We start from the raw sequence: 23,507 nt of genomic DNA, 5'->3' as shown, positions 1-23,507 counted from the left end.
AATGCGTTACATGACAGCAGGAGAATCACATGGAAAAGGGTTGACCGTCATCATCGATGGGATGCCAGCAGGACTCACGATTGATTTCGAAGCCATCCAGCGTGAAATGACACGTCGCCAAGGCGGATACGGACGCGGACGACGCATGCAAATCGAACAGGATCAAATCGATGCGCGTGGCGGGATCCGTCATGGATACACGACAGGATCACCGATCAGTTTGTTCATCGAGAATAAGGATCATACGCACTGGACACAAGTCATGCAAGCGGAACCGCTCGAAGAACAGTTGGAGCGCCCGCGGACGTTGACGCGTCCACGCCCCGGACATGCGGATCTCGTTGGTGGATTGAAGTACGGTCATCGCGATTTACGCGATGTACTAGAACGTTCTTCCGCTCGTGAGACGGCAGCACGTGTTGCCGTCGGCGCCTTCGCTAAACAATTACTGAATGAACTCGGGATTGAAGTGTTCTCGCACGTACGGTCGATTGGTGGCATCGATGCACCGTGGAAAGATCCCGTCGAACATCAGGAAACGATTGACGCTTCACCCGTTCGCTGTGCTGACGAACAAGCAGGGCAACGGATGATGGAGGAAATTGATGCGGCCAAAAAAGAAGGGGATACACTCGGCGGTGAAATCGAAGTCGTCGTGACGGGCATGATGCCAGGAGTCGGATCCTTCACTCAAAACGATTTAAAGCTCGACAGTCGAATTGCGCAAGCTGTCATCAGCGTCAATGCGATGAAATCAGTCGGTTTTGGTGACGGATATGAACTCGGTCGTCGCAAGGGGAGTACCGTCCAAGATGAAATCGTTCATGATGCATCCGGCTATCATCGGCGGACGAACCATCTAGGCGGAATCGAAGGTGGAATGTCGACAGGCATGCCGATTCGCGTCCAAATTGCGATGAAGCCGATTCCGACGCTCTATCGTCCACTACAATCAGTCGATATCGAGACGAAGGAAGCATTCACTGCACAAATCGAACGAAGTGATGCCTGTGCCGTTCCGGCCGCATCGGTTGTTCTAGAAGCCGTCGTCGCGTTTGAGATTGCGGTCGCTATCCTTGAAATGTTCGGGACATCGACACTCGATCGCCTTCAGGCTGCCGTCGCTGCTTACAAAGAGGAGGTCCGGACGTTTTGATCGAATTTGATATCCGGTTGAACACGTCATATCCAGTACTTATCGGAAATGGGGCATTAGCCCGGTTATCGCATCTTTCCGCGCTGAACGAGGCGGACCGCATTTGGGTCATCACGGATGAAACAGTACATCACTTGCAGATGGATCGATTGCAGGCTGCATTAGCGGATGTATCGCCGTCGATCGATGTTCATATCAGCACTGTTGCGCCAGGGGAGAACAGTAAGTCGCTTGCCGTCTATGGCGCTCTACTCGAAGAAGGGGTTCGGTACGGGATGACACGTCATAGCCTGATCCTTGCGTTCGGTGGTGGAATGATTGGTGATTTAGCGGGATTCGTCGCGGCAACCTTTTTGCGCGGCATCCCGTTCCTTCAAATTCCGACGACACTGTTAGCGCATGATTCAAGTGTTGGTGGAAAGGTTGGTCTCAACCTCTCCCTCGGTAAAAACTTAGTCGGTGCATTTTATCAGCCAAGTGGTGTCGTATATGATTTAACGCTCCTTCAGACATTACCAGACCGGGAATGGCGAAGTGGCTTCTTTGAGTTAGTCAAGCATGGGTTCCTTGCGCGACCATCATTTGCGGATTCGTTACTCGATATTTCGCTGGATGCTGTCAAAGGACTCGACTTAGAAGACTGGCTCGCACGGGGGATCAATGTGAAACGGGATATCGTCGAACAAGATGAGACGGAGCAAGGGATGCGTGCGTTCTTGAATTATGGACATACATTCGGTCATGCCGTTGAATATGCGAGTCCTGGTCTTGCGCATGGCGAGGCAGTAGGGATCGGACTTGTCTTCGTCAAGTTCTTGGAAGGAAATGACGGACAGGCGAAGCAGCTCGGGCAATTGCTCCACCGTCTTGGAACGGAATTACCGAATCGACAATCGTTTAAGACCTATCTTGAACTGATGCGTCGCGACAAGAAGAACCACCAAGCAATGATTCGATTCGTCCTTGAAAAAGAAGGGCGCTTCATTTTAGAAGCGATTAGCGAAGAACGATTGCGCCAAGCATTCAATCAAACAGTGAGGTGTCTAGAATGGGCTTAAGAGGAACAGTACAAGTACCAGGCGATAAATCAATGACGCACCGCGCTTTCCTGTTCGGCGGAATCGCCGAGGGAACGACACGTGTCAGAAACGCACTTGAAGGGGCCGATTGTCTTGCTTCACTAGAAGCGATGCAGGCGCTTGGTGCACAAATCGATCGAACACCAGAGGAAATTCGGATTACCGGAACGGATACGTTCCAAGAAGCGACAATTGATTGCGGAAACTCGGGGACAACGATTCGTCTCTTGAGCGGTATCCTAGCAGGCGGTCAAGCGACATACGCGCTCGATGGCGACGCTTCCTTACGTAGACGTCCGATGAAACGGATCACGGAACCGCTTGCGTTGTTCGGAGCGAACATCACAGGTGAGACGGCGCCGCTTCACATTACAGGAACGCCGCTTGTCGGAACGACGTATACGTTACCAGTCGCAAGTGCACAAGTGAAAAGCGCCGTGTTGCTTGCAGGTCTGCATGCGACGGGTGAGACGACGGTCATCGAGCCGATCCTGTCACGCGACCATACGGAACGGATGTTGCCGCAGTTCGGCGTTGACGTAGCAATCGTTGAACATGAGGATGGTCGGCACATTCGTGTTCAAGGTCCTGTACGCTTACAAGCAACGTCACTCGACATTCCAGGGGATCCATCGTCAGCAGCGTTTTGGTGGACGGCGGCAGCGATCGGGCAGGATAGTCGCATCACGACGACCCACGTCTTGATGAATCCGACACGGATTGGTTTTTTACAGACGTTACGCCAGATGGGTGCAAGTGTCGAAATCAATCATCGCTCAGAAGACGGTGGAGAGGAGACGGTAGATGTGACCGTCGAGACGACATCGTTACAAGCAATCACGGTCGAAGGTGATCAGATTCCATCCTTGATTGATGAGATTCCGTTACTCGCTTTGCTTGCGACGCAAGCGGAAGGACGAACAATCATTCGCGATGCACAAGAGCTTCGTGTCAAGGAAACGGATCGGATCGAGACCGTCGTGACGGCATTACAGCGTCTTGGAGCGAATATCGAGGCAACGGATGACGGCATGATCATCGAAGGACCGACACCTCTGCAAGCAGCGGAAGTCGACAGTGCAGGTGATCACCGGCTTGCGATGATGTTGACGATTGCGGCGACGATCAATCCAGAAATTATGGTTCATGGACGCGAAGTAGTTGAAGTCAGCTACCCAACGTTCTATGATGATTTAAAGAAACTTCAATCCGACCAATCTGAGTAAGCAAGAAGCGGATGACAGAAAGTGGGGCGTTTGCCTTGAATGAACAACTATTGAATGGCATCATCGAAGAATTGGAACACGGTCACACCTCAGAAGCGTTAGCAGCATTAGAAAAACTCGAAAAGACAGGAACGGATGAGGACCGCCTCGCCGTAGCCGATCTCTATATCGAACTCGGATTGTCTGACCGGGCGGTCGATCTCTTGGCGCCACTTTACGTCGAATATGCGGGTAATGCGGGAGTCGCCTTGTTACTAGCAGAGTGTTATATCGATTTGGATCGCGAAGAAGAAGCGATCTCCGTCCTCGAGCAGGTCGACACAACGGACATGGAATATGGTCCACGTTCTCTCGTATTACTCGCTGACCTCTATCAGTCGCAAGGTCTTGACGAAGTAGCGTTAGCGAAACTGAAGGAAGCGCGTAACCTTGCACCGGACGAACCGTTACTGGCATACGGTTTGGCTGAGCTCTACATGACGCTCGGTGCGTTTGATCAGGCGGTACCGTTATTCGCCGAAATCGCGGAGCGACCAGAGTTACGTGCTGAATTGCCGCTCGATGCCCTTTACGCGGAATCACTCGCGATGACAGGACAATTTGAAGATGCGATTCCACTGTACGAACGTGCTGTCGCAGAACGCTCCGACTTGCATACACTGTTTGGTCTTGCGATGACGGCTCACCGTGTCGGTCAACACCAAAAAGCGGTCGAGACATTCCAGCAATTGATTGCACAGGATCCGGACTATACGTCGGCGTACGTACCATACGCGGAAAGCCAAGCCGAACTTGGTTTGACAAAAGAAGCGCTGAACGTCATCAAACAGGGAATGGAGCGCGACGATTACAATGATGAGTTGCGGACGATGGAAGCCTTGTTCCTTCTAAAACTCGGCGATCGCGCTGGAAGCGTCCAAGCGCTGCGTGAGGCGCTTGCCTTGAATCCGGAATCGATCGTCGCAGCGGAACGCTTGCTGTCGTTACTTGCTGAAGACGAGGACCACGAAGCGATGATCGAGACGATCTCTGCCATCGAAGAACACGTCACGGCTCCGATTCTGACATGGTACCGGGCACGCGCTTTGTATGCCTTAGAGGAATACACGCAAGCGATGGAGAATTATGCGATAGTCGAAGGTGCATTCACCGAAGATGCGCTCTTCTTGAAAGAGTATGGATTCGCACTCGTCGAGGAAGGACGGCGTGAAGAGGGACAACGTCTTCTCCGTCGCGCTGCTATGTTGACACCAGAAGATAATGAACTTGTCGACTATGTTGAACGAATGGATGGATGACTTCACGGGAGAAGGGAGTAGGATTGAGATGATAGAGAGAAAGCAGCGATTCTTACGCCGCATCTTGACCTATTACACGTTAAAGCGACGGGAAGCGAAATGGATCATCGATTATTGGCTGCGTAATGAGGCAAAACTCGAGCAAGTACACTTCGTCCAAAATGCGACCTTCGCTCCGAAGGCAATCATCATGACGACATACGGATTCGACGCGGAACCATTTCTCTTCAAAAAAGGGGATGTCACGACGCTAGATCCAGAAAAAGCGTATCATGATATTCGCCTGACCGCGGAAGATATCTATATCGAGTTGAACTTTCAAGGTATGATGATGGATGACGAGTATTTGTCTTTACTCGAGGAAAATCCGTTTCGCCCAGAAGTTGCTGTTGAACCGCGCTTAGCGGATGAAGCGACACATTTCATCGCGGTCACGGTCAATCGGCAGGAAGAAGAACGTTTAGTCCGCTTGATTGATGAAGCGCTGGATGCACGCGATCAACATCGATTCCACTCTCTTTCCGAACAGTTACGGCTCGTTCGAAGTCAACTTCCTTAACAGAAGGACTCTATTGCCCAGCAGAGGTAGTAGGGTCCTTTCGTATGTGAAGATTTGTGCAAAATATGAAGAAAAATAGAGTGGAATTTCATAAAACGTTCACATTAAGAGAGTAGGAGGAAATGCGGATATGATACATTAAATGTGACGAATTGTAAGTACGAAGAAAGGGGGAAATGACTTGCGTTTCAAACCATCCGACGTACAGCGGACACGAAGCGAGCAAGCGTACATCGATACGCTGATCGTGCCTTTGCTTCCGGTCGGTTTCGATGAGGCGATGCATGCTTACGCGGAATGCGCAGACATGACATTGACGGTGGCGTCCGAAGTCGAACGCCAGCTATCCGGACGGGCATTGCTCGTTCCTGCTCTGACCTATATCGATGCACCGTCGATCGAACAGTTGGAAGGATGGCGTCAAGCGGCTGCTTCCGGGCAATTCCGTTTCATCACCTTCATCACGGCTGATTTAAGGTGGAAGGAGACTGCCGCCGAAGAGATTATCTACGTGCCACGTCTAGCACTTGAGACGATGAGTCGTGACCAACAAGGTCAGATGGTCGGGAATTTCGTAGGACAAGTTCTCGAACAGTTAGGAAACCGTTGGACCGCGCTATGAAGCGGTTGACGCAATGATTTTATTAAGATACTATTACCATGTGAGAAATTTGTGTGAAGTACTGTCGTCTTGGGGCACAGCGTACATCACAAGGGGGGATCGAGATGGCTCAAAACGGGTCTAACGTAACACGTCGTCAGTTCTTGACGTATACATTGACAGGCGTCGGCGGTTTCATGGCGGCGACGATGGTCATGCCGATGGTCAACTTCGCAGTTGATCCAGTCCTGAAGAAATCAGGAGCAGGCGATAAAGTAAAAGTAATGAAGTTGTCGGATATCACGACAGAACCAAAACGGGTCGACTTCAAGAAACAAACGCAAGATGCATGGTATGAGTTCGAAGAAACGTTGTCAGCTTGGGTGTTCAAAGATGATAAGGGAGAAATTTTAGCCCTCTCACCAATTTGTAAACACTTAGGTTGCCAAGTCAGCTTCGGTTCAGATCCGACGCACCCGGAGCAATTCTATTGCCCATGTCACTTCGGTCGGTACACGAAAGATGGCGTCAACGTTCCAGGAACGCCTCCGACGAAACCACTCGATGGTTATGAAATGCAGCAGAAAGATGGTTTCCTCTACCTTGGTAAACCAGTCGAAAGAGGTGCGTAAGCGATGATGCAAAAAATCTATGATTGGATTGATGAGCGCGTTGACATTACGCCGCTCTGGCGAGATATCGCCGACCATGAAGTACCGGAGCACGTCAACCCGGCACATAACTTTTCAGCTTTCGTTTATTGTTTTGGCGGATTGACGTTCTTTACGATCGTCATCCAGATTCTTTCGGGGATGTTCTTGACGATGTATTATGTACCGGACATCATCAACGCACACGCGTCCGTCTACTATCTTCAAAATGAAGTCGCACACGGACAAATCGTTCGTGGTATGCACCACTGGGGTGCGTCGGTCGTTATCGTAATGTTGTTCCTACATACATTACGTGTCTTCTTCACTGGTTCATACAAAAAACCACGTGAATTGAACTGGGTCGTCGGAGTTCTCTTATTCTTCGTCGTCTTAGCTCTCGGTCTGACAGGATACCTATTGCCTTGGGACATGAAAGCATTGTTCGCGACAAAAGTTACGATTCAGATTGCTGAAAGTATTCCGGTCATCGGTGGTATCGCGAAGACCCTCCTTGCGGGTGGAGAAATCGTCGGCGCAAGTACAATCGCTCGATTCTTTGCGATTCACGTCTTCTTCCTTCCTGCAGCATTGTTCGTCTTGCTCGGGGCCCACTTCATGATGATCCGTAAACAAGGGATCTCTGGACCACTTTAAACCGACTATCATCTAGACAACAAAAAAGGGGGAGAACACGATGCATCGTGGTAAAGGAATGAAATTCGTCACCGATTCACGGGTGTCGATCAACAACCGGATGCCGAACAAGTCGAAAGATTATTCGGAATATCCAGGTCGAACGGAAGCGTTCTGGCCAAACTTCTTACTTCGCGAATGGATGGTTGGAGCGGTCTTCTTGATCGGCTTCATGACATTGACAATCGTAGAAGCAGCACCACTTCAAAACATTGCCGATCCGACGAATACGTCGTACATTCCACTTCCGGACTGGTACTTCCTATTCCTCTATCAGCTCTTGAAATACCAATTCGCTGCAGGTCCGTACATCTTGATGGGAACGGTCATCCTCCCAGGTCTTGCGTTCACAGCACTTCTCGTCGCGCCATGGCTCGACCAAGGTCTTGAACGTCGTCCTGCGAAACGTCCGATCGCAGTCAGCATGATGCTTCTCGCAGTCGTCTCGATCGTCTTCTTGACATGGGAATCTGTTCAAACGACTCACTGGGATACAATCCATAAACAAGGTGAGTTGACGATGAACGAAGGACCAAAAATTGATACATCGGCAAAAGGATACGAAATTTATTCGAACCAGTCATGTGTCAACTGTCATGGTAAGAACCTCGAGGGTGGAGCAGCAGCTCCGGCACTCGTTGGTACGAAGAAGACAGAAGAAGAGATTTATGAAATCGCAGATAAAGGTGTCGGTTCGATGCCTGCTGGTCAGTACAAAGGATCAGACGCGGATCGTAAAGAACTCGCGAAATTCATCGCTTCATACGGTGAAGGCGGCGAAAACAATAAATAAGCCAAAAGCCGGGGGAGCAATCCTCCGGCTTTTGTCGATGATGAGGTGAAACGATTGCAAGGTATTTTGACATTACTCCGACATAAAGCCGTACTCTGGATCGTCGGGTTGATCAACTTAGCAGGCACATTATACGGTTACTACTGGTATGAACCACAACTTTCGACATCGAAGTGGTATTACTATCCGTTCATTCCGGATAGCCCGACAGCATCCCTCTTCTTTACGATCATCGTCTTTCTCTGGATTTTTGGACGACGTTCCCGATTGTTTGAAGCGCTCGCGTTTGTCACACTCATCAAATACGGGGTCTGGGCAGTCGTCATGAACGCGTTGATGTTGAATCAACTCGGAACGGAAAATGCGACCTTAACGGCGATGGCACTGATGTTAATGGTGTCGCACGGAGCGATGGCGTTCCAGGCGTTGTTATACAGTCCGCTGATGACGTTTCGCGTCAAGGAACTCGTCCTCGTCGCCATCTGGGTCATTCACAACGATGTCGTCGATTACGTGCTCGGTCAGTGGCCGCGTTACCCAGCGCTTGCGGAGCATATCCAGTGGATCGGCTACGGCTCCTTCTGGTTGACCGGATTGTGTCTTTTGATGGGATATCTGCTTGTCGCGCGCGATTCAATTGACAATAAGATCACTTGAACATAAAATAGACCTATAATCAAAAAAAGAAAGGAACGATATCTCGTGGCAAACTATTTGATCTATCTCGCGATCATCATCATCGTCCCGATCTGGGCTCAGATGCGGGTGCGGAGCACCTATAAAAAATATCAAGATGTTCCGATTCAGAGTGGGGTGACGGGAGCGCAGGTCGCCGACTTCATCATGAAGCAGAACGGGATCACGAACGTCCGTCTCGAGCCAATCGGTGGAACGATGTCTGATCATTATGATTTAAATCATAAGGTAGTTAGACTATCCGAGAATGTTTACTATGGCTCGACAGTTTCAGCTGTTTCGATTGCAGCACACGAAATCGGTCACGTTATTCAAGATGCGACGGACTATAATATGATACGTATTCGGCATAAAGTTGGCAAAGTTGCATCTGTTACTTCCAATATATCGTTCCCGCTGTTGTTGATTGGTCTATTTGCCGGGTTCAGTGGTCTTGCGATGCTTGGTGTCGTCTTGATGCTCGGTGCCGTCATCTTCCAACTTGTCACGTTACCGGTCGAGTTTGATGCCTCGAATCGAGCGATGGCGCAGTTGACGGAGCATGGTATCATTGACGCTGAAGAAGAACGTGGTTCACGTCGTGTTTTAAACGCAGCGGCTTGGACGTACGTCGCAGCAACACTTGTTGCTGTCGCCGAGTTTCTTCGTCTCGCACTGCTCGTCTTCAACCCGTCAAGTGATGACTAAAATGAAAAACACGGATTGCTCGTTTGAGCGATCCGTGTTTTTTTTACGTTTCTTTGATCGGGACTCGATTTTCGTCGAACGTGAATCCTTCTCCCGTTACTTCATAGACATCATGCAACGTGATGAAGGCGTGCTGGTCGACACTTTTAACGAGCGTCTTCAAGCGATTGATCTCATTACGAGCGACGACGACGTACAATACTTCGAGATCTCGTCCAGAGTAACCGCCTTTTGCGATCAGACGGGTCGTGCCACGATTCATCGTCGCATGAATGCCGTCGGCAATCTCCGTCCGGTGATCACTGATGATCATCGCTGCTTTACCGGCATACGTGCCCTCTTGCATCCAATCGATGACGCGGGCACCGACGTAGACGGCAAGTAACGTATACATCGCTTGCTTGTAATCGAGATACGTCAAGGATGCGACGATGACGAAGAAATCGAAGATCAAGAATGTTCGACCAATCGACCAACCGAAGTAACGTTTCGTCAAACGCGCGATGATATCAACGCCACCTGTCGTACCACCGTTGTTGAAGATGATACCAAGACCAACGCCGATGAATACACCGGCAAAGAGCGCAGCAAGCACCATATCGTCGCGCAGGTCGATGACGAGTGGTGAATATTTCGCAATCAATCCATACCAGAAGGAAAAACTGAATGTACCGATCAACGTGTAGACAAAGGTCGTCCGACCAAGAATTTTATAACTGACGAAAAAAAGTGGGACATTCAATACTAAGTTCGTGATTGATGGTGATAACCCGAACAGCCCTTTTAGAATCAGCGTGATTCCGGTGAAACCGCCTTCTGCTAACTCATTTTGAACGTTAAAATGATAAATACCAAAAGCAAAGATGAACGATCCGACTAAAATCCAGAGGATGTTCTGGATTCGAATCGGAAATTGGAATGGAGGTGCCATTTCCGTATGCTCCTTTCAAATCAAGACTCTTTCTCTAGGGTAACGGCACGGTCGGAAAAAGACTAGCTTTTCCTATGAAAATCAGTCAAAAAGTGATCAGTATGGTCATTCCGATTGATATTGCTTAGAATAGAGACGAATAGAAGTCATAAAGAGAGTGTGGTTTTATCATGAAAAAAGCAATTGGGATTCTTTGTTATCCATCCGTCGGCGGGAGTGGGGTCGTCGCGACGGAACTCGGTATGAAACTTGCGGACCGTGGCCATGACGTCCATTTCATTACGTCGAGCATGCCGTTTCGCTTGACGGAATATCGGCCAAACATCACGGTCCACTTGGTTGAAGTCAACCAGTATTCCGTTTTTAAATATCCACCATACGACATTACGTTAGCGTCAAAAGTGGCAGAAATCATTGATTTATTCGATCTTGATGTCATCCATGCCCATTACGCCGTTCCGCACGCGGTCTGTGCAGATCTCGGGCGAAACATGGCAAAGAAAAAAGGTGTCGCCGTCGTGACGACGTTACACGGAACGGACATCACCGTCATCGGGCAAGATTTAGAGATGCAACCGGCAATCCGGTACGGCATCGAACGATCAGACGCGGTCACGGCCGTCTCCGAGAGTCTAGCGATTGAGACGAATGCGACGCTCAACGCACACTACGACATCGATGTCATTGCGAACTCGATTGATGAGAGTGTCTATTATCCGATGCGGGATGAACGCTTGAAGCGGCATTACGGCATCGAAGCGGACGAAGTCGTCGTCATTCACATCTCGAACTTCCGACCGGTCAAACGAATCGATGATACGCTTGCGGCGTTCGCCATTGCAGCGAAAGACCGGAAGATGCGTCTGTTGCTCGTCGGGGATGGTCCAGAGATGGGACAAACGAGACGTCGCGCAAAGGAACTCGGCATTTATGACAAAGTGATCTTTGCCGGTAAACAGGAACACGTCGCGCAATTGCTCGCCATTAGTGATATTCATGTCCTGTTGTCTGAAAAAGAAGCGTTCGGGCTCGTCGTTCTTGAGGCGATGGCAATTGGCGTCCCGAGTGTCGTCTCGACAGCAGGTGGCTTACCGGAAGTCATACAGGACGGTGTCACCGGATATATCGTTCCGACCTACGATGTCAAAATGGCTGCGGCACGAATCGGTGAACTCGCGGATGATCCGATGTTACGGGAACGGATGGCAGAAGAGGGCATTCGCGATACGCGTCGGCGTTTTGATTCGAATGAGATCGTTCATCGTTATGAACAAGTCTATGAACGGGTGTGTGCGCGTCATGAACTTGCTTGAAGGCGCACATCATATCATTCAGACGATCGAGGAGGCCGGTGGTGAAGCGTATATCGTCGGTGGTGCCGTTCGTGATATGTTGCTCGACCGGACACCAGGAGACTATGATTTAGCGAGCTCGATGTTACCGGAACAGATCATCGATTTATTCCCTGTCGTCATTCCGACAGGACTCGAGCATGGAACCGTGACGGTCGTTCTCAACCACGTGCCGTACGAGATCACGACGTTTCGCTCAGAAGCAACGTACAGCGATCGCCGGCGACCGGACGAGGTGACGCTTGGCGTTAGTTTGGAAGAGGATTTGACCCGGCGTGACTTTACGATCAACGCGATGGCACTCAGACCATCAGGTCGTGTCGATCTGTTCGGAGGAGCGCGTGACATCGAAGAGCGGATCATCCGGACGGTCGGCGAACCAGCCGAACGTTTTAATGAAGATGCACTTCGAATGATGCGGGCGTTCCGCTTCATGAGCCAACTGGATTTCTCGCTTGACGAAGCAACTGAACAAGCAATCGTTAAACTCGCTCCGCATCTAGCGGCCGTTGCGATTGAGCGGATCGCGATCGAGTTCGAGAAGCTCTTACTTGGTCCTGGAAAACAGCGGGCGTTACAGGCGATGCTCCGGACAGGAATCGAACGCTACCTTCCCGGCATGACTTCAGAAATCGTCAAAGGACTCGCGCAGCAGTCGTTTCAGGGTGTTTCAAAGGATGCCGTCTGGACACTCGTACTCGATGCCGGTCTCGCGAAAGATCAATTGACGCGCTGGAAACGATCGAAACATCAAGTGCAGCTCGCAACGCGTTTAATACCTCTGTTACACCGACCGTTACAAGACTGGGATCGTTATCGATTGTCGGACGAGGAACTGATGATCCTTCGGGAAATGACCGGAACGGATTATCTGGAGCGATCAGACTTACCGATTCGCAGTCGTAAAGAGCTCGCTGTCGACGGAAAAGACATGATCCGCCTCGGTCTTCAAAAACAACAGATCAAAGAAGCACTTTTGCATTTGGAATACAGTGTCGTCACGCGCGCTTGCCTAAACGACCGCGTGACATTATTGAAGGAGGTAGAGCGATGGCGCACTCAGTCCGAGAACAAATCTTGATCGCACTTCGTCAGCGAACGTGGTACTCCGGACAGGAATTAGCAGAGACACTAAATATTTCACGTACCGCTATTTGGAAACATATGCAAACCTTGAAGGAAGAAGGATACCAGATCATCTCGAATAAAAAACAAGGCTATCAATTAGTCGATGAAGGCGATTTGCTGACACCGATTGCGATTGAACAATGGTTAACGACAGCGCGCCTTGGTCGCCACATCCTTCATTTCGAAGAACTGGACACGACGCAGCGGATTGCACATGAGCAAGCGCAACAGCAAGCGCAGGAAGGAACACTCGTCGTATGCGATCACCAGACGAATGGACGCGGACAGCTAGGGAGAACGTGGCATGAGGCGAAAAATGAGGGCATCGCGATGAGTCTACTCGTCCGACCAGATGTACCGATGCACCAAGCAGGTCAATTAACGCTCGTAGCAGGTATTGCACTTGCCCAGTCTCTCCGAACATTCGATGTTCCAGTTACGATTAAATGGCCGAACGACATCTTGATCAACGGTCGTAAGGTGGCAGGCATCTTGACGGAAATGCAGACCGAGGCGGATCGGATCAGTTCAGTCATTATTGGCATCGGCATCAATGTGCATCACGAGCAGTTTCCGGAAGGGATCAAAGACCGTGCTACCTCGCTCGTCCGAGAATCAGGAAGAACTTTCCGACGTGCGGAGGTCGTCGCGACGTTTTTGAATCGATTTGAACAACTATACACGCAGTGGCTCGAGCTAGGATTCGGATCTTTCGTCTCCGAGTGGGAAACACTCGCAGATCGCTTACATGAACGAGTGACGCTACGGACACGTCAGATGACCGCTTCCGGAACATTGCTCGGTATTGACGAGACGGGCACGATTCGGATTGAGACGGAAACGGGGGAAACCCGTTTCCATTCGGCAGAGCTGATTTACTGGGAAAAAGAATAAAGGTTTGAATCAGACGGTTTGCAGAGAGCTTTTCCCGTCATGTATAATAAAGCCACGGATGGTATCCGCTTGCCGGAACCATACCGAATTGACAGGTGCCAGTTTTAGCTGTTTCAACTGCCTTGATCTTAACGGACAGGGACAGAAGGACGATATTCAATTATTCCGCCTTCTTTTCCGCATGCATTTATTTTGGAGAAGAAGGCGTTTTCCTTTTGTCCTCCCTACACACGTAAGGAGAGAACACGATGCACACAATGGGTCCAATACTAAAAAAACAACAAGCTGGAGAGAAGCTCGTCATGTTGACGGCGTATGATTATCCTTCAGCAAAACTATCGGAAGCAGCAGGAGTTGATATGTTGCTCGTTGGCGATTCCCTCGGAAACGTCATCCTCGGCTATGACTCAACGATTGCCGTCACGGTCGACGACATGGTTCATCATGCGCGTGCGGTACGCCGCGGCGCACCACAGACGTTCATGATCGTCGATATGCCGTTCGCAAGCTATCACGGTTCATTTGATCGCACGCTTGAATCAGCGGCGCGTATCTTTCAAGAGTCGCAGGCAGATGCCTTGAAGCTGGAAGGGGCAGGGGAGATCTTAAAGACGATTCGTCGTTTGACGGACGCTGGGATGCCTTGCGTCGCGCATCTCGGATTAACACCACAATCCGTTGGTGTCCTTGAAGGATTCAAAGTCCAAGGGAAATCATTAGAAGCAGCCGAACAACTGATTGCAGACAGTTTGGAAGCAGAGCGTGCCGGAGCGAAGATGCTCGTCCTCGAATGTGTGCCGCATCCGCTCGCGAAACGCATTCAAGAGCTCCTCTCGATTCCGGTCATCGGCATCGGTGCCGGTGCAGACGTCGCCGGTCAAGTACTTGTCTATCATGACATCTTGACGTATGGTGTCGGTCGTTTACCGAAGTTCGTCAAAGCGTACACGGACTGGAATACTTCAGGAACGGAAGCAATCGCTGCTTACGTCAAAGACGTCAAAGCCGGTGCTTTCCCTGAACTAGCACACTCGTTCCAGATGGACGAAGAACTGATTGGTGCGCTTTATGGAGGGACTAAGGAATGAAGATCATTCAGGACGTCCAGACGTTACGCGAATGTTTAGCGGGAGCCGGTTCAATCGGTTTTGTACCGACGATGGGATTCTTGCATGAAGGGCATGCCTCCTTGCTCAAACAAGCACGACAAGAGAATGATGTCGTCGTCTTGAGTATTTTCGTCAACCCGACACAATTCGGACCAAACGAAGATTTGGATCGTTATCCACGAGACGCGGAACGCGATCAGAAAATCGCAGAGGCAGAAGGGGTCGATTATCTGTTCTATCCGACGAACGAGACGATGTATCCGCTGGATATGGCCCGTGTTACGGTCCGCTCCGGTGATGATGTCTTATGCGGCGCATCACGACCAGGACATTTTGATGGTGTGTTGACGGTCGTCAGCAAACTATTGAACGTCGTCCGTCCAACCCGTGCTTATTTCGGCTTAAAGGACGCACAACAGCTCGCATTGATTGAAGCGTATGTCGCTGATTACTTCGTTCCGGTTGAGATCGTCCGTTGCCCGATCATTCGCGAAGCGGATGGTCTAGCAAAATCGTCACGCAATGTCTATCTTTCGGAAACGGAGCGGGCGCAAGCACCAGGAATTCAGCAGGCGTTGCAACAAGCGAAACAAGCACTCGATCAAGGGGTGCCTGTTGAAACGGTTCTCGAGCGGACGCGCGAAGCACTTCGATTCGAAGGGACGACAATCGATTACGTCGAAGCCGTCGACTACCCGTCACTAAGACCCGTCACTGAACAAACGACTACGATTCTCTTAGCAGTCGCCGTGCAGTTTGCATCGGCACGCTTGATCGATAATTTACTATATACGAGAGGAGCATGACGATGTTACGCACATTCATGCACGCTAAACTACACAAGGCCCGGGTCACCGAGGCGAACTTACACTATGTTGGTTCGATTACGATCGATGAGGATTTACTCGATGCTGTCGGGATTCTTGAAAATGAAAAAGTCCAAGTGACGAACAATCAGAACGGTGCACGGATTGAAACGTATGCGATTAAAGGTGCTCGTGGTTCAGGTGTCATCTGTTTGAACGGTGCGGCAGCACGCCATTTCCAAGTCGGGGATGAGGTCATCATCATGGCGTACGCGCAACTATCGACGGAAGAAATCGCGACACATGTTCCAAAAGTGGCTGTTCTAAATGAACAGAACGACATCAAACAAATGTTGTCTCAAGAAATCGCCCACACGATCTTATGAAATTTTAGAGACCCGATCATGTCAGCGGGTCTCTTTTTTTGTTAAGATGAAGAATGAAATGCCATCCGGTCATGGAGAGGATGGATAAAAGGTGGAGGATCAGTGTTGAAGAAAAAGTACGTCGTAGTCGACCTGGAAACGACAGGTCATTCCATAAAGGCTGGCGATGAGATGATTGAGATCGGCATGGCGGTCATTGAAGATGGACAGTTGACAGAACAATTGTCTGCCTTCGTGCGTCCGACCCAACCGATTCCTCCATTCATTTCCCAGTTGACGGGCATCACGGATGAGGATGTCAAAGAGGCCGAGACATTCGATGTCATCGCACCGCGTGTCTTATCATTGCTCGACGGTGGTGTCTTCGTCGCACATAATGTGCAGTTCGATTTAAACTTCTTAAACGATGCGTTAGAAGAGGAAGGATACTTGCCGTACACAGGTCCTGTCATCGATACGGTCGAACTCGCACGAATCTTACTTCCGACAGCAGAAAGCCACGCGCTGTCGCATCTGTCAGAGTCATTACAACTTGCCCATCAAGAGGCGCACCGGGCAGGGAGTGACGCTTCGGCGACGGCTGAATTGTTGCTTGAACTACTCAAACGACTACATACGTTGCCGCTTGAGACATTGAAGCACTTAAGACGTTTATCACCACGCCTGTTCAGTGCCATCGAAGAGGAAATCGACCATGCGATTCGTTTAGTCGGCATCGAGGAGGATTCACAGTTTGATCGTTTCCGTAAAATCGCTTTGAAAAAGCGCCAGACGATAGAGCGGTTGGCACATCCGCCCGTTCTTGAACCGTTCGGACCATTCGTTGATGAATTGAACACCGTTACGTTCCCTCGTCTATTCGAAGGATATGAAGAGCGACGTGGGCAGCTCGAGATGATGCGTCATGTCTATCAATCGCTCGATCAAGAAACACCGTTACTCGTCGAAGCGGGAACAGGAACAGGAAAATCGCTCGGTTATCTTGTTCCGGCAGCGCATTACGCACTTGAACATGAAGTCCCGATTGTCGTCAGTACGCACACGATTCAATTGCAGGAGCAACTATTCGCGCGTGATTTACCGCTCTTGCGTCAACTGTTCGATGCGCCGGTCCAGATTGCATTGCTTAAGGGACGGAGTAACTATATTGATTTACGGAAATTCGAATTTTTCTTGAATGATCAAGAGGATGCTTATAACTTCACGCTCGCAAAAGCAATTCTACTCGTCTGGTTGACGGAGACGGAAACGGGAGATTTAGAAGAAGTCAGCTTACCAGGCGGTGCAGCGCAAGGCAATATCGGGATCAAACAGTTGATCCAGTCTGATAGCCAATCGCAACTCGGGCGGTTTGACCCGTGGTACAGCCGGGACTTCTTCCAACATGCGATTCGCCAAGCAAAGGATGCAACGATCATCGTCACGAACCATGCCTTGTTGTTTAGTGATCTGCAGTTCGAAGCAGGGGTCTTACCGAAAGGAAGTCCGTTGATTCTTGACGAGGCACATCAAATCGAAGAGGTCGCGAGCCATCATTTTGGTCTCGTCTTTGATGGACATACGTTTGATCGTCTGTTCCGACAACTCGGGTATTCGTCCGATAAAAAATTATTACACCGCTTGCTCGATCTGTCGGAAGAATGGGACATCGCCGAGATGGTCGAAGCCCATAGTGAGACGGTCGATGAGGCACTGACGACGTTGCTCGAAGAGGCAGACGGTCTATTGATGATTATTCAAGCATACGGGCTCGAACTGGCTTCCCGCAAAGCACGACGGGAAGGAATGGTCAGCATTCGCTTCAAGCGACTCGACCGTTCGATGCGTGCCGTCCAGGAAAGTGCCAAGCGGGTTGAATTGGTGTTGCGGCGTTTGCGTCAAGCAATCCGGGCGATTCATAAACTGTTCCATGAACACCGGGAGCAGATGAGTTATCGCGAACGTTCACTCGTCGCGGATTTAAAAGCGATCACGTCACAAATCGAAGAAGCGGAGCTCGCCATCTTCGAGACGATGCTTGCTCCGCACGATGAGACGGTATCTTGGATCGAGACGTCTGTTAAGAACCGGAAACTGACACGGGTCTACACACAACCAATCGACATTTCAGAGCGACTGCGACGCGATGTCTTTTCGAAACGGACGTGTATCCTGACGTCTGCGACGCTGACTGTCTCGAACAAGTTCCAGTTCATTGAGAACCGTTTAGGGCTCGATGCGTTCGAGACACGTCGTTTCGTCGTTCCGTCGCCGTTCGGATATGCCGATAACGTGCGATTGATGATTCCGACGGATCTCCCGCTCCTACAGGATGTACCATTGCCGGAATTCGCAGAGACGATTGCGGAAGCCATCTTACAAATCGCAGAGGTGACGGAAGGACGGATGCTCGTCTTGTTTACCTCAAATGACTTGCTAAGACTGACGCATGAAGCGACGAAACCGCTGTTACCTGAACGGTTTACGTTACTCTCGCAAGGGGTCACGCAAGGTTCACGGCAACGACTGATGAAACAGTTCAAGCAACTCGACGCCTGTATCTTGTTCGGGACGGCTAGCTTTTGGGAAGGGGTCGATATCCCAGGAGATGATCTCAGTTGTCTCGTCATCGTCCGACTACCGTTCGCGCCACCGGATCAACCGATCGTCCAGGCACGCTCGGAACGGATCGAAAAACTCGGGAAATCATCATTTTTCGAATACAGCTTACCGCAAGCGATCATTCGCTTTAAGCAAGGCTTTGGTCGCTTGATCCGGACGACGAACGACCGAGGTGTCGTCTTCGTACTTGATCGCCGGATTGAGACGACGCGTTATGGAAAACGGTTCGTCACGAGTCTGCCGAAAGTGCCTGTTTTATCAAAACCGCTTGATGAACTGACGGCAGAACTAGAATTGTTCTTGAATGATGGCGATTAAGTCTATTCAGATAAACCCTATCGCATTATAATAGATAGAGAAAAATGAGGGAGGACATACAGATGGATTCAAAAATTGAAACACTTGCGACCGTCAAGGTGAACCGCCATGACGATACGTATAAAATCGTCGACTTGTTGAATCGGACACTGAAAACGGAAGATTTAATGTTCGGTCTTGCTCTCGATGAAAAAGACAAGGAGCAGATGGTCTTTACCATCTACCGCACATGAAGTGGAAAATCACGCTTGGTCTGCTAAGTGCACTCATCCTTTTGACTGTACTTGGCACCGCCGTTTATCAGGTGACGATCGCTGAGGCAAAAGACCGGGAACAGAGCGTCGCCGAACAAGCAGAGGCGCGTCTGAAAAAAGAACTCAAACCAACGGACGTCCGGTTCGAATCAGTCTTTAACGGGAAACGTCAATATGTCGTTTTTACGATGAAGCAGAATGGACAGGCGGTACGGGCGTTCGTTCCGAAAAAAGGAACGATTGAGACACGACCAGTTGCTGATGGTATTGCCATCAAAACGGTCATCGCGGATCATCCGGAACTAGGAGACATCGTGTCTGCTAAGTACGGCTTTGAGGATCGTGCCGTCATCGAGATCGTTTCAAAGACGACGACAGGCTATGATTATTCGTATTACACGTATCAAGAAGGTTCTTTCATCAAGCGATTACGAATCAAGTAAAGGGAGTGGGCGACATGTTATCGAAACGCGTACGACAATTGACACCATCTACGACGCTAGCCATCACAGCGAAAGCCAAGGCACTACGTGAAGAAGGTCAAGACATCATCGGTTTAGGTGCGGGAGAGCCCGACTTCAATACACCGGAATTCATCATCCAAGCAGCATTCGAGGCAGCAGAAGCGGGCGATACGAAGTATACGCCGTCTGGCGGAACGGTTGCCTTAAAGGATGCGATCATCGAAAAGACACGCCGTGACTTATGGATGCCATACGAACGCTCAGAAGTTATGGTCGCTTCAGGCGCAAAGCATGCACTATCAACGTTGTTCCAAGCGATTCTCGATCCAGGCGATGAAGTCATCGTCCCAGCACCATACTGGGTCAGTTATCCAGAGCAAATTAAACTCAGTGACGGCATACCGGTCATTTTAGAAACGGACGAATCGTCTCGCTTCAAAGTGACACGGGAATTGCTCGAGCAACACATTACCCCAAAAACGAAAGCACTCGTCTTGAACTCACCATCGAATCCGACAGGAATGGTCTATTCGAAAGAAGAGCTCGAGATGGTAGCAGATGTTGCGATCAAGCACGATCTACTCGTCATCAGTGACGAGATTTATGAAAAGTTGCTCTATAACGGTGCGACACATATTTCGATCGCGTCCTTGCCAGAAATGCGCGAACGGACGGTCATCATCAATGGTGTCTCGAAGTCCCATGCGATGACAGGCTGGCGGATCGGGTATGCAATCGGACCGAAAGAGATCATCTCAGCGATGACGAACTTAGCGAGCCATTCGACGTCGAACCCGACATCGATTGCGCAAGCAGCATCGGTTGCTGCGTATGCAGAAGGCGATGCACCGGTCGAAGCGATGCGTGTCATCTTTGAAGAACGACTTGAAAAAATCTATGCACGACTCATCGAGATCGAAGGATTAACGTGTCTGAAGCCGGAAGGGGCATTCTACTTGTTCCCACATGCAAAGCAAGCTGCCGAGATGTGTGGATTCGATAATGTCGATGACTGGTGTACAGCTGTTTTATCTGAAGCGAAGGTCGCCTTGATTCCAGGTTCAGGATTTGGTGCACCAGACTATGTCCGCCTATCTTACGCGACGGATCCGGCACGTGTCCTAGAGGCACTCGACCGGATTGAAGGATTCATCACGGCACATACAGCCGTTTAATAGAGAGAGGATGTTGACTGTTGAAAGCAATGATTCGGGATGTAAACAAATATGTAGGAGAAGAAGTGACGATCGGGTGTTGGTTAGCAAACAAACGCTCAAGCGGTAAGATCGCCTTCCTCCAACTTCGGGATGGCTCTGGATTCATGCAGGGTGTCGTCGTCAAAGAAACAGTCGGCGAAGACTTATTCAAACAAGCAAAAGGCTTAACGCAGGAATCATCACTATGGGTGACAGGTGTCATCAAATCAGATGGCGGTCGGACAGCGATTGGTCATGAAATGGAAATTTCAAAAATCGAAGTCATCCATGAAGCAATCGATTATCCGATCACACCAAAAGCACACGGAACGGACTTCTTAATGGATAACCGTCACCTCTGGTTGCGTTCAAAGCGCCAGCATGCGGTCATGGTCGTTCGAAACGAATTGATTCGTGCGACGTACGAATTCTTTAACCAAGAAGGATTCATCAAAGTGGATCCGCCAATCTTGACAGGTAGCGCACCAGAAGGAACAACAGAATTGTTCCATACGAAATATTTCGATGAAGATGCGTATCTTTCACAATCGGGTCAGCTTTACATGGAAGCGGCAGCAATGGCACTTGGAAAGGTCTTCTCGTTCGGTCCAACGTTCCGTGCTGAAAAATCAAAAACACGTCGTCACTTGATCGAATTCTGGATGATGGAGCCTGAGATGGCATTCCACGATCACGAGATGAACCTCGAAGTCCAAGAAAACTATGTTTCGCACCTTGTGCAATCAGCACTGAAAAACTGTCGTGCAGAACTTGAGTTGCTTGGACGTGACTTGACGGTCCTTGAAAACATTAAAGCACCGTTCCCGCGCGTCAAGTACACGGAAGCAATCGATATGCTCAAGGAGCAAGGATTCGATGATATCGAATTCGGCGATGACTTTGGTGCACCACACGAGACAGCAATCGCAAACAGCTTCGCACGTCCTGTCTTCATCACGCATTGGCCAAAAGCAATCAAACCGTTCTACATGAAAGAAGATCCGGAAAACCCAGACTTCGTCTTGTGTGATGATTTGATTGCCCCTGAAGGATACGGGGAAATCGTCGGTGGTTCACAACGTGAAGAAGATCATGAAAAACTCCTCGCAGAGATGAAGAAACATGGTCTTGACGAGACAGGTGCTTATAAATGGTATCTCGAAACACGTCAATACGGTTCTGTTCCACACAGTGGCTTCGGTCTTGGTTTAGAGCGGACAGTCGCTTGGATCACAGGTGTCGAGCATGTTCGGGAAACGATTCCGTTCCCACGTTTGCTAAACCGCCTCTATCCATAAGCAGTAAGGAAAAACATCGACCCATCGTCTCGACGGGTCGATTTCTTGTTTAGACTAGAGAATCGAGGAAATACGATGAATCATAATTTAGTGCAATTATTCGAGGAAGGGACGGTCGTCTTGCCGAAACGATTGTTCACCGAGGCAAAACGGTTAGGCATCAGTTTTGTCGAGTTCACATTGATTGGTCAACTGTTTGCTTGCCGGGCAGAAGGTATGGAGATGCCGTCACCGGAAGAGTTAAGTAATCGACTTGGACTATCCGAGACGGAAACAATCGAGACGACACTCGGTTTATTACAAAAAGGATTATTGGCAATGGAGAACGTCAATGGGTCTGAACGTTATTCGCTTGTTCCGCTTTACGAAAAGCTGATGGCACCACCGGAACAGGAAGCACCGAACTTTGATACGATCAACCCGTCCGTCTTCCAACAATTCGAACGGGAACTCGGGATGATGTCACCGTTTCAGATGGAGCAGATCATTCAGTGGTTGACGATCGAGAACATTTCGGAAGAGCTAGTGCTTGCCGCACTTCGAGAAGCAGTCTATCATAATGTCCGCAAAATGACCTATATCAATCAAATTCTGCGGACATGGGAACGTGAAGGAATCAAGACGCTTGAGGATCTCGCAGGGCGGGGAGGTTAAGGAGATGTTACGAAAGGCAGAAATCGATCGGATTGAAGCAACGTTAGAAGAGATGTTTCCGGATGCATTTTGTGAGTTGATTCATCGCAACCCGTTTGAGCTGGTCGTAGCGGTTGCACTCAGTGCACAAGCGACCGACGTACTTGTCAATCAGGTGACGCCTGGGTTGTTCGCAGCGTATCCGGATCCTGCTTCGCTTGCTGCGGCACCCGTTGAGGAAATCGAGGATAAAATCAAACGACTGGGATTGTACCGAAATAAAGCCAAAAACATCAAAGCGCTTGCGGCACAACTCCTTGCGCAACACGACGGAGAAGTCCCGACGGAACGCGCCGGGCTCGAAGCCTTACCTGGCGTTGGACGCAAGACGGCGAACGTCGTCTTGTCTGTCGCTTTCGATGTACCGGCATTTGCGGTTGATACGCATGTCGAACGTGTTTCGAAGCGCCTCGGGATCTGTCGCTGGAAGGATAATGTCACGCAGGTTGAAGCGACACTGATGCGTCGCTTCAAACGGGAGCGTTGGTCAAAGCTTCATCACCAATTCATCTTCTTTGGACGTTATCACTGCAAGGCACAACGTCCGAACTGTGAAGCGTGCCCGTTACTCGACATGTGTCGAGAGGGGAAAAAGCGGACAAAAGGACTAGCTACACCATAAAAAAGTGGATCCAA

General features: G+C 49.8%; 26 protein-coding genes. 24 read left to right on the top strand and 2 right to left on the bottom strand.

What is annotated here, in order from left to right:
- Window position 1: 1 nt before the first annotated feature.
- The 11 genes from aroC to EXW93_RS09605 all read left to right on the top strand — a co-directional run bounded on the left by aroC (window position 2) and on the right by EXW93_RS09605 (window position 9,441).
- Entirely contained in the window at window positions 2-1,156 is a 1,155-nt protein-coding gene (gene aroC / locus EXW93_RS09655) for a chorismate synthase (RefSeq protein ID WP_035396818.1), read from the top strand.
- Window positions 1,153-2,214, top strand: a complete 1,062-nt coding sequence (aroB, locus tag EXW93_RS09650; RefSeq protein WP_023468636.1) for a 3-dehydroquinate synthase — start codon at window positions 1,153-1,155, stop codon at window positions 2,212-2,214. Before aroC ends, aroB begins: the two co-directional genes overlap by 4 nt.
- A complete protein-coding gene (gene aroA, locus EXW93_RS09645) occupies window positions 2,205-3,461 on the top strand; it encodes a 3-phosphoshikimate 1-carboxyvinyltransferase (RefSeq protein ID WP_174316408.1) in 1,257 nt (418 codons plus the stop codon). The genes aroB and aroA overlap by 10 nt, the downstream gene beginning before the upstream one ends.
- 35 nt (window positions 3,462-3,496) lie before the next feature.
- Window positions 3,497-4,759, top strand: a complete 1,263-nt coding sequence (locus tag EXW93_RS09640; RefSeq protein ID WP_041255514.1) for a tetratricopeptide repeat protein — start codon at window positions 3,497-3,499, stop codon at window positions 4,757-4,759.
- Between the two features lie 28 nt (window positions 4,760-4,787).
- A complete protein-coding gene (locus EXW93_RS09635; RefSeq protein WP_035396825.1) occupies window positions 4,788-5,318 on the top strand; it encodes a ReoY family proteolytic degradation factor in 531 nt (176 codons plus the stop codon).
- Window positions 5,319-5,499: 181 nt separating this feature from the next.
- Window positions 5,500-5,940, top strand: coding sequence for a DUF2487 family protein (locus EXW93_RS09630; RefSeq protein ID WP_023468632.1), 441 nt, complete (start codon window positions 5,500-5,502; stop codon window positions 5,938-5,940).
- Window positions 5,941-6,044: 104 nt separating this feature from the next.
- Window positions 6,045-6,551 carry a ubiquinol-cytochrome c reductase iron-sulfur subunit gene (locus EXW93_RS09625; protein ID WP_023468631.1) on the top strand — a complete coding sequence of 169 codons (507 nt, stop codon included), beginning with the start codon at window positions 6,045-6,047 and terminating at the stop codon, window positions 6,549-6,551.
- A gap of 3 nt (window positions 6,552-6,554) precedes the next feature.
- On the top strand, window positions 6,555-7,226 hold the full coding sequence (gene qcrB / locus EXW93_RS09620) for a menaquinol-cytochrome c reductase cytochrome b subunit (protein ID WP_012370658.1): 672 nt from the start codon (window positions 6,555-6,557) through the stop codon (window positions 7,224-7,226).
- A gap of 40 nt (window positions 7,227-7,266) precedes the next feature.
- Window positions 7,267-8,058: a menaquinol-cytochrome c reductase cytochrome b/c subunit gene (locus EXW93_RS09615; protein ID WP_023468630.1), complete on the top strand. Its 792-nt coding sequence runs from the start codon at window positions 7,267-7,269 to the stop codon at window positions 8,056-8,058.
- A gap of 54 nt (window positions 8,059-8,112) precedes the next feature.
- Window positions 8,113-8,715, top strand: a complete 603-nt coding sequence (locus EXW93_RS09610; RefSeq protein ID WP_217448909.1) for a DUF1405 domain-containing protein — start codon at window positions 8,113-8,115, stop codon at window positions 8,713-8,715.
- A 45-nt stretch (window positions 8,716-8,760) separates the two neighbouring features.
- Window positions 8,761-9,441 carry a zinc metallopeptidase gene (locus tag EXW93_RS09605; protein WP_174316407.1) on the top strand — a complete coding sequence of 227 codons (681 nt, stop codon included), beginning with the start codon at window positions 8,761-8,763 and terminating at the stop codon, window positions 9,439-9,441.
- Between the two features lie 43 nt (window positions 9,442-9,484).
- Here the strand turns inward: EXW93_RS09605 and EXW93_RS09600 are convergent, their stop codons facing one another.
- Complete coding sequence (locus EXW93_RS09600) at window positions 9,485-10,372, bottom strand: YitT family protein (RefSeq protein ID WP_035396836.1); 888 nt, start codon at window positions 10,370-10,372, stop codon at window positions 9,485-9,487.
- 170 nt (window positions 10,373-10,542) lie between these two features.
- On the opposite strand from EXW93_RS09600, the gene bshA reads away from it, so the two are divergent.
- Genes bshA through EXW93_RS09585 form a run of 3 tightly spaced genes read left to right on the top strand, consistent with a single transcriptional unit; the run spans window position 10,543 to window position 13,746 of the window.
- Window positions 10,543-11,685 (top strand): N-acetyl-alpha-D-glucosaminyl L-malate synthase BshA, encoded by a 1,143-nt coding sequence (bshA, locus tag EXW93_RS09595; protein ID WP_174316406.1) that lies wholly within the window; start codon window positions 10,543-10,545, stop codon window positions 11,683-11,685.
- Window positions 11,672-12,805: a CCA tRNA nucleotidyltransferase gene (locus tag EXW93_RS09590; RefSeq protein ID WP_254606200.1), complete on the top strand. Its 1,134-nt coding sequence runs from the start codon at window positions 11,672-11,674 to the stop codon at window positions 12,803-12,805. The genes bshA and EXW93_RS09590 overlap by 14 nt, the downstream gene beginning before the upstream one ends.
- Complete coding sequence (locus EXW93_RS09585; RefSeq protein WP_058264832.1) at window positions 12,775-13,746, top strand: biotin--[acetyl-CoA-carboxylase] ligase; 972 nt, start codon at window positions 12,775-12,777, stop codon at window positions 13,744-13,746. Before EXW93_RS09590 ends, EXW93_RS09585 begins: the two co-directional genes overlap by 31 nt.
- Window positions 13,747-13,783: 37 nt before the next feature.
- Here EXW93_RS09585 and EXW93_RS16570 read toward each other — a convergent pair whose 3' ends face one another.
- Window positions 13,784-13,906 carry a hypothetical protein gene (locus EXW93_RS16570; protein ID WP_256429275.1) on the bottom strand — a complete coding sequence of 41 codons (123 nt, stop codon included), beginning with the start codon at window positions 13,904-13,906 and terminating at the stop codon, window positions 13,784-13,786.
- A gap of 88 nt (window positions 13,907-13,994) precedes the next feature.
- On the opposite strand from EXW93_RS16570, the gene panB reads away from it, so the two are divergent.
- From panB to nth, 10 genes are all read left to right on the top strand, one after another.
- Complete coding sequence (panB, locus tag EXW93_RS09580; protein WP_023468623.1) at window positions 13,995-14,834, top strand: 3-methyl-2-oxobutanoate hydroxymethyltransferase; 840 nt, start codon at window positions 13,995-13,997, stop codon at window positions 14,832-14,834.
- On the top strand, window positions 14,831-15,661 hold the full coding sequence (gene panC / locus EXW93_RS09575) for a pantoate--beta-alanine ligase (RefSeq protein ID WP_023468622.1): 831 nt from the start codon (window positions 14,831-14,833) through the stop codon (window positions 15,659-15,661). Before panB ends, panC begins: the two co-directional genes overlap by 4 nt.
- Before the next feature lie 2 nt (window positions 15,662-15,663).
- The gene (gene panD, locus EXW93_RS09570) at window positions 15,664-16,047 is read left to right on the top strand and encodes an aspartate 1-decarboxylase (RefSeq protein WP_029341994.1); all 384 of its coding nucleotides are present in this window, start codon (window positions 15,664-15,666) and stop codon (window positions 16,045-16,047) included.
- A gap of 105 nt (window positions 16,048-16,152) precedes the next feature.
- Entirely contained in the window at window positions 16,153-18,966 is a 2,814-nt protein-coding gene (dinG, locus tag EXW93_RS09565) for an ATP-dependent DNA helicase DinG (RefSeq protein WP_041255512.1), read from the top strand.
- Window positions 18,967-19,028: 62 nt separating this feature from the next.
- Window positions 19,029-19,199, top strand: coding sequence for a YpmA family protein (locus tag EXW93_RS09560; RefSeq protein ID WP_012370646.1), 171 nt, complete (start codon window positions 19,029-19,031; stop codon window positions 19,197-19,199).
- Window positions 19,196-19,663 carry a hypothetical protein gene (locus EXW93_RS09555; RefSeq protein ID WP_023468619.1) on the top strand — a complete coding sequence of 156 codons (468 nt, stop codon included), beginning with the start codon at window positions 19,196-19,198 and terminating at the stop codon, window positions 19,661-19,663. Before EXW93_RS09560 ends, EXW93_RS09555 begins: the two co-directional genes overlap by 4 nt.
- A gap of 14 nt (window positions 19,664-19,677) precedes the next feature.
- Window positions 19,678-20,859, top strand: a complete 1,182-nt coding sequence (locus tag EXW93_RS09550) for a pyridoxal phosphate-dependent aminotransferase (protein WP_058264834.1) — start codon at window positions 19,678-19,680, stop codon at window positions 20,857-20,859.
- A 29-nt stretch (window positions 20,860-20,888) separates the two neighbouring features.
- Window positions 20,889-22,178: an asparagine--tRNA ligase gene (asnS, locus tag EXW93_RS09545; protein ID WP_174316766.1), complete on the top strand. Its 1,290-nt coding sequence runs from the start codon at window positions 20,889-20,891 to the stop codon at window positions 22,176-22,178.
- 75 nt (window positions 22,179-22,253) lie between these two features.
- On the top strand, window positions 22,254-22,832 hold the full coding sequence (locus tag EXW93_RS09540; protein WP_023468616.1) for a DnaD domain-containing protein: 579 nt from the start codon (window positions 22,254-22,256) through the stop codon (window positions 22,830-22,832).
- A 4-nt stretch (window positions 22,833-22,836) separates the two neighbouring features.
- Window positions 22,837-23,493: an endonuclease III gene (gene nth / locus EXW93_RS09535; RefSeq protein WP_023468615.1), complete on the top strand. Its 657-nt coding sequence runs from the start codon at window positions 22,837-22,839 to the stop codon at window positions 23,491-23,493.
- The last annotated feature ends 14 nt before the right edge of the window (window positions 23,494-23,507 follow it).

It is taken from the genome of Exiguobacterium sp. JMULE1 (assembly GCF_013337175.1).
Taxonomy (GTDB): domain Bacteria; phylum Bacillota; class Bacilli; order Exiguobacteriales; family Exiguobacteriaceae; genus Exiguobacterium_A; species Exiguobacterium_A indicum.
The sequence above is the reverse complement of the archived record's forward strand: the minus strand, read 5'-3'. Positions and strand labels throughout refer to the sequence as shown.

Coding starts and splice junctions, on each gene's coding strand:
- aroC (WP_035396818.1), top strand. CDS start 2: ATGCGTTACATGACAGCAGGAGAATCACATGGAAAAGGGTTGACCGTC.
- aroA (WP_174316408.1), top strand. CDS start 2,205: ATGGGCTTAAGAGGAACAGTACAAGTACCAGGCGATAAATCAATGACG.
- EXW93_RS09635 (WP_035396825.1), top strand. CDS start 4,788: ATGATAGAGAGAAAGCAGCGATTCTTACGCCGCATCTTGACCTATTAC.
- EXW93_RS09625 (WP_023468631.1), top strand. CDS start 6,045: ATGGCTCAAAACGGGTCTAACGTAACACGTCGTCAGTTCTTGACGTAT.
- qcrB (WP_012370658.1), top strand. CDS start 6,555: ATGATGCAAAAAATCTATGATTGGATTGATGAGCGCGTTGACATTACG.
- EXW93_RS09615 (WP_023468630.1), top strand. CDS start 7,267: ATGCATCGTGGTAAAGGAATGAAATTCGTCACCGATTCACGGGTGTCG.
- EXW93_RS09600 (WP_035396836.1), bottom strand. CDS start 10,372: ATGGCACCTCCATTCCAATTTCCGATTCGAATCCAGAACATCCTCTGG.
- bshA (WP_174316406.1), top strand. CDS start 10,543: ATGAAAAAAGCAATTGGGATTCTTTGTTATCCATCCGTCGGCGGGAGT.
- EXW93_RS09590 (WP_254606200.1), top strand. CDS start 11,672: ATGAACTTGCTTGAAGGCGCACATCATATCATTCAGACGATCGAGGAG.
- EXW93_RS09585 (WP_058264832.1), top strand. CDS start 12,775: ATGGCGCACTCAGTCCGAGAACAAATCTTGATCGCACTTCGTCAGCGA.
- panB (WP_023468623.1), top strand. CDS start 13,995: ATGCACACAATGGGTCCAATACTAAAAAAACAACAAGCTGGAGAGAAG.
- panC (WP_023468622.1), top strand. CDS start 14,831: ATGAAGATCATTCAGGACGTCCAGACGTTACGCGAATGTTTAGCGGGA.
- panD (WP_029341994.1), top strand. CDS start 15,664: ATGTTACGCACATTCATGCACGCTAAACTACACAAGGCCCGGGTCACC.
- EXW93_RS09560 (WP_012370646.1), top strand. CDS start 19,029: ATGGATTCAAAAATTGAAACACTTGCGACCGTCAAGGTGAACCGCCAT.
- EXW93_RS09555 (WP_023468619.1), top strand. CDS start 19,196: ATGAAGTGGAAAATCACGCTTGGTCTGCTAAGTGCACTCATCCTTTTG.
- EXW93_RS09550 (WP_058264834.1), top strand. CDS start 19,678: ATGTTATCGAAACGCGTACGACAATTGACACCATCTACGACGCTAGCC.
- asnS (WP_174316766.1), top strand. CDS start 20,889: ATGATTCGGGATGTAAACAAATATGTAGGAGAAGAAGTGACGATCGGG.
- EXW93_RS09540 (WP_023468616.1), top strand. CDS start 22,254: ATGAATCATAATTTAGTGCAATTATTCGAGGAAGGGACGGTCGTCTTG.
- nth (WP_023468615.1), top strand. CDS start 22,837: ATGTTACGAAAGGCAGAAATCGATCGGATTGAAGCAACGTTAGAAGAG.